Origin of the sequence: Phenylobacterium soli, from assembly GCF_003254475.1 — a bacterium.
GTDB classification, from domain to species: Bacteria; Pseudomonadota; Alphaproteobacteria; order Caulobacterales; family Caulobacteraceae; genus Phenylobacterium; species Phenylobacterium soli.
The window spans coordinates 2,174,768-2,186,021 of sequence record NZ_QFYQ01000001.1; the positions used below are offsets into that span (position 1 = coordinate 2,174,768).

General features: G+C 70.0%; 6 protein-coding genes. 5 read left to right on the forward strand and 1 reads right to left on the reverse strand.

Translation table 11 applies throughout. The features are described from left to right. Positions 1–2 precede the first annotated feature (2 nt). From glgX to DJ017_RS21045, 3 genes are read left to right on the forward strand one after another with little or no spacing between them, the layout of a single operon-like run. A complete protein-coding gene (glgX, locus tag DJ017_RS10815; RefSeq protein ID WP_111528733.1) occupies positions 3–4,082 on the forward strand; it encodes a glycogen debranching protein GlgX in 4,080 nt (1,359 codons plus the stop codon). Positions 4,083–4,101: 19 nt separating this feature from the next. Beyond that, positions 4,102–4,425: a hypothetical protein gene (locus DJ017_RS20365; protein ID WP_165830599.1), complete on the forward strand. Its 324-nt coding sequence runs from the start codon at positions 4,102–4,104 to the stop codon at positions 4,423–4,425. After that, a complete protein-coding gene (locus tag DJ017_RS21045; RefSeq protein ID WP_165830600.1) occupies positions 4,418–4,642 on the forward strand; it encodes a DUF2934 domain-containing protein in 225 nt (74 codons plus the stop codon). Before DJ017_RS20365 ends, DJ017_RS21045 begins: the two co-directional genes overlap by 8 nt. On the opposite strand, the gene DJ017_RS10825 is transcribed toward DJ017_RS21045, so the two are convergent. After that, positions 4,639–5,610, reverse strand: coding sequence for a glycosyltransferase family 9 protein (locus DJ017_RS10825; protein ID WP_111528735.1), 972 nt, complete (start codon positions 5,608–5,610; stop codon positions 4,639–4,641). The two genes, DJ017_RS21045 and DJ017_RS10825, sit on opposite strands and share 4 nt — an antisense overlap. Before the next feature lie 97 nt (positions 5,611–5,707). On the opposite strand from DJ017_RS10825, the gene DJ017_RS10830 reads away from it, so the two are divergent. Together DJ017_RS10830 and gltB are read left to right on the forward strand one after the other, a co-directional pair. Beyond that, complete coding sequence (locus DJ017_RS10830) at positions 5,708–6,394, forward strand: hypothetical protein (RefSeq protein ID WP_227000107.1); 687 nt, start codon at positions 5,708–5,710, stop codon at positions 6,392–6,394. 189 nt (positions 6,395–6,583) lie between these two features. After that, positions 6,584–11,236, forward strand: coding sequence for a glutamate synthase large subunit (gltB, locus tag DJ017_RS10835; RefSeq protein WP_111528736.1), 4,653 nt, complete (start codon positions 6,584–6,586; stop codon positions 11,234–11,236). The last annotated feature ends 18 nt before the right edge of the window (positions 11,237–11,254 follow it).

The following is an 11,254-nucleotide window of genomic DNA, read 5'->3' on the forward strand; positions in this document are numbered from 1 at the left end:
CCATGACCGTCGGGCGGATGAGCACGGGATCGCCGGAGCCGCTCGGGGTGACGCTGACCGACGAAGGCGTGAACATCGCCGTCGTTTCCGGTACGGCGACGGCCATCGACTTCTGCCTCTTCGATGGCGCGGGCGGTGAACAGCGTTTCCGCTTGCCGGGGCGGACGGGCGAGGTCTTCCACGGCCATCTGTCCAGCGTCGGCGAAGGGGCTCGGTATGGCCTGCGGGCCCACGGTCCCTGGGATCCGGCGAACGGCCTCCGCTTCGATCCATCCAAGCTGCTCATCGACCCGCACGCGGTCGCCCTGGACGGTCCAATCCGCCTGCACCGGACGCACCTGGCCCCGGCGGGCGAGGGCGTTGACAGCGGTCCGCACGTCCCCAAGGCCATCGTCATGCGGGATGCGCCGGCCGCGGCGCCGCCGATCTCCGTGCCGTGGGACCGGACCGTGATCTACGAGGCCCACGTCCGCGGGCTGACGCGGCTTCATCCGCTGGTCCCCGACGGGCAGCGGGGAACTTTCGCGGGGCTTTCCCACCCGGCCGTCATCGACCACCTGAAGCTCCTGGGCGTCACCACCCTGGAGCTGTTGCCGGTCGCGGCCTGGGCAGACGAGCCGCGCCTGCAGGCGCTCGGCCTCACCAACTACTGGGGCTACAACCCGGTGGCCTTCTGCGCTCCCGATCCGCGCCTTGCGCCCGGCGGCTGGCCCGAGGTCCGCGCGGCCACCGAGGCCCTGGCCGCAGCGGGAATCGAGGTGATCCTCGATGTGGTGTTCAATCACACGGGCGAGGGCGATGCGCTGGGGCCGACGCTCTCGCTGCGCGGCCTCGACAACCGCGGCTACTACCGCCTCGATCCGTCCGACCCGGCCGCCTATCTGAACGACGCCGGCACGGGCAACACCCTGCGCTGCGAGGCCCCTCAGACCGTGCGTCTGGTCCTCGACGCGCTTCGCACCTGGGTCCGGCGGGGCGGCCTTGCGGGCTTTCGGTTCGACCTCGCCACCGTCCTCGGTCGCCGCCGCGACGGGTTCGACCCCGAAGCGCCCCTGCTCACGGCCATCCTCCAGGATCCGGAGCTGCGGGGCCTGAAGCTGATCGCCGAGCCCTGGGATATCGGGCCCGGCGGCTATCAGCTCGGCCGCTTTCCCGCGGCCTTCGCCGAGTGGAACGATCGCTATCGGGAGACGGTCCGTCGCTTCTGGCGCGGGCGCGGCGCCACTCTCGGCGAGCTCGCCACCCGACTGGCCGGTTCGGAAGACGTCTTCGCCGCCCGCGGCCGCCCCTCGCGCAGCCTCAACTATGTCACCGCCCACGACGGCTTCACCCTGGCCGACCTCGTCAGCTACGCGTCCAAGCACAATCTCGCGAACGGCGAAGACAATCGCGACGGCTCCGATCACGAGGGGTCGTGGAACGGGGGGCACGAGGGACCGAGCGGGGATCCCGATCTGAGGGCGCGTCGCCTCGCCGACCAGCGGGCGCTGCTGGCGACGCTCCTCGTCTCGCGCGGCACGCCGATGCTGCAGATGGGGGCCGAACTCGGCCACAGCCAGGGTGGGAACAACAACGCCTACTGCCAGGACAACGAGACGAGCTGGGTCGACTGGCGCTCGGCGGATCTCGAGCTGGCCGGCTATGTCGGCCGGCTCATCGACCTGCGCCAGCGCCACCCGAGCCTGTCCGCCGACGCCTTTCTTCACGGAGAGGCCCGGGACGGCCCCCTTCCGGACGTCGCGTGGTCCGACGCGGAAGGCGCACCGCTGGACGCTGCGGGCTGGGAGGCTCCCGAAGCCGAAACCCTGGTGGTGGCGCTCGCGCGCTACGCGCCAGGGCCTGACCCCGATCGGGTCACCGTCGTCATCCATCGTGGCGAGGGCGAACGCGTGGTTCGCGTTCCACACGCCCGCGACGGCCATGCCTGGCGCATCGCGAGCGACAGCGCCGATCCGGCACGCGCAGAGACGATTGGCGATCGGCAGGTCGTGGTGGCGGCGCGCTCCGTCGTGCTCCTCGAGGAGACGGCCGCGCGCCGCCGGCGTGCGTCGGCGGACGACGCGGTCGTGGCTCAGGTGGCGTCGGCGGCGGGCATCGCCTCGGTGTGGCAGGGGCTCGACGGCGTGGCGCGACAAGTCACGCCGCAGAGCCAGAGGGCCCTGCTCGCAGCCATGGGCTTTGCGGCGGACACGCCGGACCTCGCCTGGGACAGTCTCTGGCGGCTGGAGGCGCCACGCCGAGCCATTCTGCCGGCTTGTGTCGTTCGCCGCGCGGATGAACCTGTTGTCGTGCCGGTGCGCGCGGCCGATCCCTGGCTGCTCGTCACCGACGAGGCGGGCGGCTCCTGGCACGTGCAGGCGCGCGACGGTGTCGCTCATTTAGGTCTGCTGGCGGCGGGGCGGTATGGGTTGAGATCGGGCGGTGCGGCGGGCCGTCTCATCGTGGTCCCGACGAGCGCATTCGAACCTGCTTCGCTCGCCTACGGCGAGCGCCTCTTCGGCTTGTCGGCGCAGCTCTATGCGGTCCCGGAGCCTGGGCGGTCCATCGGCGATCTCGCCACCCTGCGTGCGCTCGGGCGGGCCGCGGCGGGGGAGGGCGCGAACCTGCTCGCCATCAATCCCCTGCACGCGCTCTTCGCCGACGATCGCACCCGGGTGAGCCCCTACCACCCGTCCGATCGCCGCTTCATCGATCCGCTCTACATCGACGTCGGTCCTGTGGCCGGCGCGCAGGCGGAGGCGCTGATCGACTACGCGGCGGTGTGGACATCGAAGGCCGCGGCCCTGCAGGCGCTGCCGCCGCTCACGCCGCCGGAGGCGCAGGCGTTTGACGCCTTTCAGGGTGAGCGGGGCCCGGCGCTACGCCAGTTTGCGCTGTTCCAGACAATTGCGGAACAGCACCCCGGCCAACCCTGGGCGACGTGGCCAGAGGGGCTCCGCTCTCCCTCGGGGGCGGAGGTGGACTCCTTCGCCCGCGCCCACGCGGACCGCATCGCCTTTCACGAGCAGCTCCAATGGCGCTGCGACGCCCAGCTGGCCGCCGCCGCGATAGAGGCGCCGGGCCTGGGCCTGTGCCGGGACCTCGCGGTCGGCGCCGCCGCCGATGGCGCGGAGGTCTGGTCGGGCCAGGAGCGGTTCGCCCTGGCCGCCTCGGTCGGCGCGCCACCCGACGCGTTCGCGCCCCACGGCCAGGTCTGGGCTCTGCCGCCGCCGATCCCCCACCGGTGGACGGCGGAAGGCTACGAAGGCTTTGCCGATCTGCTGCGGGCCAATATGCGTCACGCCGGCGCGCTCCGCATCGACCACGTGCTCGGCCTGAGGCGTCTCTTTTGGGTTCCGGAGGGCGCGGAGGGGGCGGATGGGGCCTATGTGAGCTATCCCTTCGAAGACCTCCTGGGCGTCCTCGCCCTGGAGAGCGCCCGCGCCGAATGTCTCGTGGTCGGCGAGGATCTCGGGACTGTGCCGGACGGGCTGCAGCATGCGCTGAGTGCGGCGAAGGTCTACGGCTACAGCGTCATGCGCTTCGAGCGCGAAGGGCAGGCGTTCCGCGTCCCGGTCGACTATCGGCCGAAGGCCTTGGCCTGCGCCACGACCCACGACCTGCCGCCGCTCGCGGCCTGGTGGTCCGGCGAGGATCTCGCCGAGCGCCTCGCGCTGGGCCTGCTGCCGGCGGCGGGGCTGGACGAAGCGCGCGCCGAGCGCCGCTCGGACAAGGCGGCGCTGTTGGCGGCTCTGGTTGAGGCGGGTGAGGCCGGCGACTGGTCAGCCGACAGCGCCTGGGAGCCTCCGCTGGCCGCCGCGATCCACGGCTTCCTGGCCGCCTCGGAGAGCCAGCTCGTCCTCGTGCAGCTCGAGGACCTGGCGGGCGACCATCTCTCGCAGAACGTGCCGGGCACCGATCGCGAGCGCCCCAACTGGCGACATAGGACGAGCCTGGGCCCGTCGGGCCTGGGAGGTCACGCCATCGCCCGCGCCGTCCTGGCGCGCATCAGGTCCCTGCGTCCCCCCGTTGATTTGCATCAACGCAGGTCGCCCGATTCCGACACCCATTTGAAAAGGACGAGCAGCCCGCCTCGCAAGTAACCTCGTTCACGGGAGAAGAATGTCCGCCTTCGCTCCTTACCGCGGCGCCTACGAGGCCGATGGACAGCGCTACGCCTGGCGCTGCTACGCGACGGCTCGCATCTACGAGGTGCGTCTCGCCGACCATCCCTTGCCACCGCCGCCCCACGGCAAGGCCTGGCTGACCGCCGCGCGACATCCCGGCGACGATCGGATGCACTGGCTGGTGGATGAGGGGATCGACCGCTTCTCCCAGATCCTATGCGCGGTGGAGGCGGCGGGACCGCGTGCTGACGCGCACCGCCATCCGGCCCATCGGCGGCGGCCCGCCCGTCCCGCCAACGGAGACTCCGCCTATGACTGAACCTGGCCAGAACTCCGCCCGCCCGCAGGCCGACGAGGTCGCGGCGCGCGCCTACCAGATCTGGGATCACGAGGGCCGCCCGGACGGTCACGACGTGGACCACTGGCTGCAGGCCCGAACAGGAGTTGCAGTCGGCGCGGGTGCGAAAGAAGCGCGCGCCCAAGGCCTGACGCAAACCGCTTCCAGGACGGGGCGCGCGCCCGAGGTTCCGGGTTAGCCCTCGATCACCGCCCGAGCCGCTTCCATCACCACGTCGACGACCGCGTGCCAGTCTCCAGGGCGCGCCTGCCGAAACAGCCTGGCGCTCGGGTACCACGGGCTGTCGCTGCGCCCCGCCATCCAGCGCCAGTCCAGCCCCATCGCCGGCAGCAGCACGAAGACCGGCTTGCCCAGGGCGCCGGCCAGGTGGGCGGCGGACGTGTCGACGGCGATGACCAGATCCAGCCCCGCCACGATCTCGGCCGTCTCGGCCATGTCGCTTGCCCCGGTGGCCTCGGGCGAGAGATCGATCGCGCCGGGCAGGGCAAGGAGGCGCTCCGCCTCCTCGGCGGGCAGTGAGCGGAAGCCGTCGAACCGGTGCTGCGGGTTGCCGCGGCTCGCCACTCCGATCCTCGCGCCCGGTGTGCGCCGCGGGCCGGCGCGCAGATAGGGGGCCGTCGGCAGCGTCTCCAAGGTGACGCCGAGCTTTGCGGGCAGGGAAGCCGTCAGGACCCAGCAATCCGGGTCGGGAACATCCACCCTGCCCGCCATGCCGAACACCTGCACGTCCAGCGAGGCCTCGAACAGACGGGTCAGGCTCGCACGGCACAGCAGGGTGACGTCGGCTCCGAGTTCCCGGAGCACCGGCACGAAGCGGGCGTACATGATCTGATCGCCCAGCCCCTGTTCGCCGATGACCAGCAGCCGCTTGCCGGCCACCGGCCCTCCCTGCCACTCCGGCTCCTCCAGCGGCGGACGCGGAGAGCCCAGGGCGACGGCCTCGAGCCGCCTTGCCTGCAGCGGCCAGGCTTCGGCGTAGCGTCCCTGTCCCAGCAGGGCCTGCGAGAGATATTGCTCGGCGTAGACGTCGTCGGGGGCGCGCTCCAGCAACGCGCGCATCAGCGTTTCGGCCTCCGCGAACCGGCCGGCGTATAGCAGGCGCTCGCCTTCGGCGCGGAGGTCGGCGGCGGGGTCGACGGATTCCATGCGCCTTCAATAGTCCGGGCCAGGCCGTGCGAAACCTCTCATCTCGTCGGCGCCATCCTTGGTCCCAGCGCTTGACGCACGTCAAAGGGGCTGGGCCATGGTCGTGCTTGTCTCCACGCGCCACACGGGCGGGAGGCGGATGCAGAGGTTCATTCTCCAGAGCAATATCGAGCGCTACCGCACCCTGCTCGGGACCGAGGACCAGGAGAGTTCGCGAGCCTGGCTCCTGGCGATGATCGCCGCCGGCCAGCGTGAACTCGCCGTGCTCAACGCCGCGGTGGGGGGCGTTCGGGTTGGGCCCGCCCCGCCGGGGTCGCGCTTGGCCCGGGCCAACAGGCTGCGCGCCGAATTCCAGAAGTCGCTGGAGACGTGCGATGAGGCCGTGCTGATCCTGGAGCCAGGTCCGGGTCTGCACATCGTCGACCTCAGCGAGGTTTACGCCCAGGCGACGCTGATCGAGCGGTCGGCTGTCGCCGGAGAGCTGATCTTCGACGTTTTTCCGGACAACCCGGCCGACCCGACCGCCGACGGCGTGAGCAACCTCTACGCCTCTCTGCGGCGCGCTGCGGAAACCGGCCAGGCCGACGCCATGGCCGTCCAGCGCTACGACGTGCGGGGTCCCGATGGGGTGTTCGTCGAGAAATTCTGGTCGCCCATCAACACCCCCGTCTTCGATGAAGGCGGCCATCTCGCCTACATCGTCCACCGGGTGCAGGACGTGACCGGGCGGATGCGCCCGCACTCCCTCTCAGCGGAGCGCCCAGCGGCAAGCTTGGCAGGTTAGCTATGCCCCTGGTTTAGGACATGGGCGGCGCGCAAGCTGAGCGTGCATTGGAAAAATCTTCCTCACCTGCATCAATCCGCCCATCGACAAGGGCTGATCTTGCCGGGTAAATGCGCCCTTCGCGCGCTGCGGCCTCCGCTGGGTTTGAGGCTGTGCTTTGGCGTGCGTGGTTAGAAGGTGAGGACTGAGATGGGGTCGCCCCAGCGGCAGGGACTGTACGATCCGGCGAATGAGCACGATGCGTGCGGCGTGGGCTTTGTGGCCAACATCAAAGGCCGCAAATCGCATGAAGCCATCGAAGCCGGGCTGCAGATTCTCGTCAATCTCGACCACCGCGGCGCCGTGGGCGCCGACCCGCTCGTCGGCGACGGCGCCGGGATTCTGATCCAGATTCCGGACGCGCTGTATCGCGATTGGGCAGACAAGGCTGGCGTGACCCTGCCGGCGCCCGGCGAATACGCCGTGGCCATGTGCTTCCTGCCGCAGGACGAGGAGGCGCGCCGCGTCGCCGTCTCCCAGTTCGAACACTTCCTCAACGTCGAGAAGCAGCCGCTCATCGGCTGGCGCGACGTGCCGGTCGACACCACCGGCCTCGGCGAGGCCGTGTTGGCCTCGATGCCGGTCATCAAGCAGGCCTTCATCGGCCGCGGGCCCAACGTCCGCGACCAGGACGCGCACGAGCGCAAGCTGCTGGCCGTGCGCAAGCAGCTGCAGAACCCGCTGGCCGAGCTTGCCGCCAAGCGCAACCTGCCGGGCCTGACGCAGCTCTACCTGCCGTCCTTCTCGACGCGCACGGTGGTCTACAAGGGCCTGCTGCTCGCCCACCAGGTGGGCTCGTTCTACGAGGACCTGCGCAACCCGCTGGCCGAGTCCGCCATCGCCCTGGTGCACCAGCGGTTCTCGACCAACACCTTCCCGTCCTGGAAGCTGGCGCACCCCTACCGATTCATCGCCCACAACGGCGAGATCAACACGGTCCGCGGTAACGTGAACTGGATGAACGCCCGCCGGCGTTCGCTGGAAAGCGATCTCCTGGGGCCGGACCTCAACAAGATGTGGCCGCTGATCCCGCACGGCCAGTCGGACACGGCCTGCCTCGACAACGCCCTCGAGCTGCTGGTCGCCGGCGGCTATCCGCTGGCGCACGCGATGATGATGCTCATCCCGGAGGCCTGGGCCGGCAATCCGCAGATGGAGGCCAAGCGCAAAGCCTTCTACGAGTACCACGCCGCCCTCATGGAGCCGTGGGACGGCCCGGCCGCGGTCGCCTTCACGGACGGTCGCCAGATCGGCGCGACGCTCGACCGTAACGGCCTCAGGCCCGCGCGCTTCGTCATCACCGACCAGGACCATGTGATCATGGCCTCGGAAGTCGGCGTGCTGCAGATCCCGGAGGAGCGGATCGTCCGCAAGTGGCGCCTGCAGCCTGGCAAGATGCTGCTCATCGACCTGGAGCAGGGCCGGATCGTCGAGGACGAGGAGATCAAGCGCTCCCTGGCCGAGGCCGAGCCCTACGAGGAGTGGCTGGCCGAAACCCAGTTCAAGCTGGAGGAGCTGTCGCTCGCCGCGCCGCCCGAGGCGCCGACGCCGAACGATCCCCAGACCCTGCTCGATCGCCAGCAGGCCTTCGGCTACACCCAGGAAGACGTCAGCTTCTTCCTCGAGCCGATGGCCAAGAACGGCGACGATCCCATCGGGTCGATGGGTTTCGATACGCCCATCGCGGTGCTCTCTGCCCGCCCGAAGCTGCTCTACGAGTACTTCAAGCAGAATTTCGCCCAGGTGACGAACCCGCCGATCGACCCGATCCGCGAAGAGCTCGTCATGAGCCTGGTGTCGATGATCGGGCCGCGCCCGAACCTGCTCGGCCGCAACGCCGGTAGCCACAAGCGCCTGGAAGTCGCCCAGCCGGTGCTCACCGACGAGGACCTGGCCAAGATCCGCTCGATCAACGAGTTGCTGGACGGCGCCTTCCGCACCGCCACCCTCGACACGACCTGGGCGGCCGAGGAGGGCGCGGAGGGCCTCGAGAAGGCGCTCGACCGCTTGTGCCGCGAGGCGACCGACGCGGTCCTGGCCGACATGAACATCCTGATCCTGTCGGATCGGGCGACCTCGGCCGAGCGCATCCCGATGCCGGCGGCGCTCGCGACCGCGGCCGTGCACCACCACCTCATCCGTCAGGGTCTGCGCATGCAGACCGGCCTCGTCATCGAGACCGGCGAAGCGCGCGAGGTGCACCACTTCTGCGTCCTCGCCGGCTACGGCGCCGAGGCGGTGAACCCCTATCTCGCCTTCCAGACCCTGGAGGAGATCCGCGTCCGCAACGGCCTGACCCAGTCGGCCTACGAGGTTCGCAAGAACTTCATCAAGGCGATCGGCAAGGGCGTGCTGAAGGTGATGTCCAAGATGGGCATCTCCACCTACCAGTCCTATTGCGGGGCCCAGATCTTCGACGCGGTCGGTCTTTCGTCGCAGCTAATCGAGAAGTACTTCACCGGCACGGCGACCTCCATCGAGGGTGTCGGCCTGCGGGAGATCGCCGAAGAGAGCGTGCGCCGTCACCGCGACGCCTACGGCGACTCCCCGGTGTACAAGTCGATGCTCGACGTCGGCGGCCAGTACGCCTGGCGGACGCGCGGCGAAGCCCACGCCTGGACGCCGGAGTCGGTCGGCCAGCTGCAGCACGCCGTCCGCGGCAACCTGCCGGACGCCTACCGCGCCTTCGCCAAGAGCATCAACGAGCAGTCCGAGCGCCTGCTGACGATCCGAGGCTTGATGCGGCTGATGCCGGGCGCCTCGCCCGTGCCGCTGGACGAGGTCGAGCCCGCCTCGGAGATCGTCAGGCGCTTCTCCACCGGCGCCATGTCCTTCGGCTCGATCAGCCGCGAGGCGCACACTACCCTCGCCATCGCCATGAACCGCATCGGCGGGCGCTCGAACACGGGCGAGGGCGGCGAGGAGAGCGATCGCTTCAAGCCGCTGCCCAACGGCGACTCGATGCGTTCGGCGATCAAGCAGGTGGCGTCGGGCCGCTTCGGTGTCACCGCCGAGTACCTGGTCAACGCCGACGACATCCAGATCAAGATGGCCCAGGGCGCCAAGCCCGGCGAGGGCGGCCAGCTGCCCGGCCACAAGGTCGACAAGAACATCGCCCGCGTGCGTCACTCGACGCCGGGGGTCGGCCTGATCTCGCCGCCGCCGCACCACGACATCTATTCGATCGAGGACCTGGCCCAGCTCATCCACGATCTGAAGAACGTCAATCCGGGCGCCCGCATCTCCGTGAAGCTGGTGTCGGAAGTGGGCGTCGGCACCGTGGCCGCGGGCGTCGCCAAGGCGCGCGCCGACCACGTCACCATCTCGGGCTTCGAGGGGGGCACCGGGGCCTCGCCGCTCACTTCCCTGACCCACGCGGGTTCGCCCTGGGAGATCGGCCTCGCCGAGACCCAGCAGACCCTGCTGCTCAATGGCCTGCGTACCCGCATCGCCGTGCAGGTGGACGGCGGCCTTCGCACCGGCCGTGATGTCGCCATCGGCGCCCTCCTCGGCGCGGACGAGTTCGGCTTCGCCACCGCGCCGCTGATCGCGGCCGGCTGCATCATGATGCGCAAGTGCCACCTCAACACCTGCCCGGTGGGGGTGGCGACCCAGGACCCGGTGCTGCGTGCGCGCTTCACCGGCCAGCCCGAGCACGTGATCAACTACTTCTTCTTCGTCGCCGAAGAGCTGCGGGAGATCATGGCCGAGATGGGCTTCCGCACGCTCAACGAGATGATCGGGCGCGTGGACCGCATCGACATGCGTCCGGCGGTGACCCACTGGAAGGCGCACGGCGTGGATCTCTCAAAGATCCTCTTCGCGGTGCAGCCGGAAGGCGCAAAGGGCCTCTGGAACATGGACCGCCAGGACCATGGCCTGGATCGCGCCCTCGACCACGCCCTGATCGAGGCGGCCCAGCCCGCGATCAAGGATCGCAAGCCGGTGAAGGCCGAGTTCGAGGTCCGCAACATCAACCGCACCGTCGGCGCGATGCTGTCGGGCGAGGTGGCCAAGGCCCACGGCCACGCCGGCCTGCCCGAGGACACCATCCAGTTCACCTTCCGCGGCACCGCGGGGCAGAGCTTCGGCGCCTTCGCGGCCCGCGGCGTCTCCCTGGAGCTGGTCGGCGACGCGAACGACTATGTCGGCAAGGGCCTTTCGGGCGGCCGCATCGTCGTGCGCCAGCCCGCTGAAGCCCGACGCGATCCGACCCGCAACATCATCGCCGGCAACACGGTGCTGTACGGGGCGATCGCGGGCGAGGCCTACTTCGAAGGCGTCGGCGGCGAGCGTTTCGCGGTGCGCAACTCCGGCGCCGTCACCGTCGTCGAAGGCGTGGGCGACCACGGCTGCGAGTACATGACCGGGGGCGTCGTGGTGGTGCTGGGCGACACGGGGCGCAACTTCGCGGCCGGCATGTCCGGCGGCGTGGCCTACGTCTACGACCCGCGCGGCCGCTTCAAGGACCTGTGCAACACCGCCATGGTCGACCTCGAGAAGGTCGAGCCGGCCGAGCCCGCGCCGCATTCCAGCGCTGACGAGCCGTTCCGGCCGAAGGAGCAGGCGCCGTCCGTCGACAACAACGGCATGGGCGACATGCTGCGGTTCGACGCCGAACGCCTGCGCATCCTCATCGAGCGCCATCACCGGCACACCGGCTCCGCCCGGGCGGCCGAGATCCTGGACAACTGGGATCAGGCCCTGCCGTCGTTCGTGAAAGTCATGCCCACCGATTATCGGCGCGCGCTCCTGGAGCTCGGCGCCGAGCGCGAGGCGGCGCAAGCCGTCGCCGCCGAGTAGCCCTTTAGTTTGGAGATT

What these genes read in the sequence shown, in the direction of transcription:
- glgX (WP_111528733.1), top strand. Translation starts at nt 3, where the DNA reads ATGACCGTCGGGCGGATGAGCACGGGATCGCCGGAGCCGCTCGGGGTG.
- DJ017_RS20365 (WP_165830599.1), top strand. Translation starts at nt 4,102, where the DNA reads ATGTCCGCCTTCGCTCCTTACCGCGGCGCCTACGAGGCCGATGGACAG.
- DJ017_RS21045 (WP_165830600.1), top strand. Translation starts at nt 4,418, where the DNA reads ATGACTGAACCTGGCCAGAACTCCGCCCGCCCGCAGGCCGACGAGGTC.
- DJ017_RS10825 (WP_111528735.1), bottom strand. Translation starts at nt 5,610, where the DNA reads ATGGAATCCGTCGACCCCGCCGCCGACCTCCGCGCCGAAGGCGAGCGC.
- DJ017_RS10830 (WP_227000107.1), top strand. Translation starts at nt 5,708, where the DNA reads ATGGTCGTGCTTGTCTCCACGCGCCACACGGGCGGGAGGCGGATGCAG.
- gltB (WP_111528736.1), top strand. Translation starts at nt 6,584, where the DNA reads ATGGGGTCGCCCCAGCGGCAGGGACTGTACGATCCGGCGAATGAGCAC.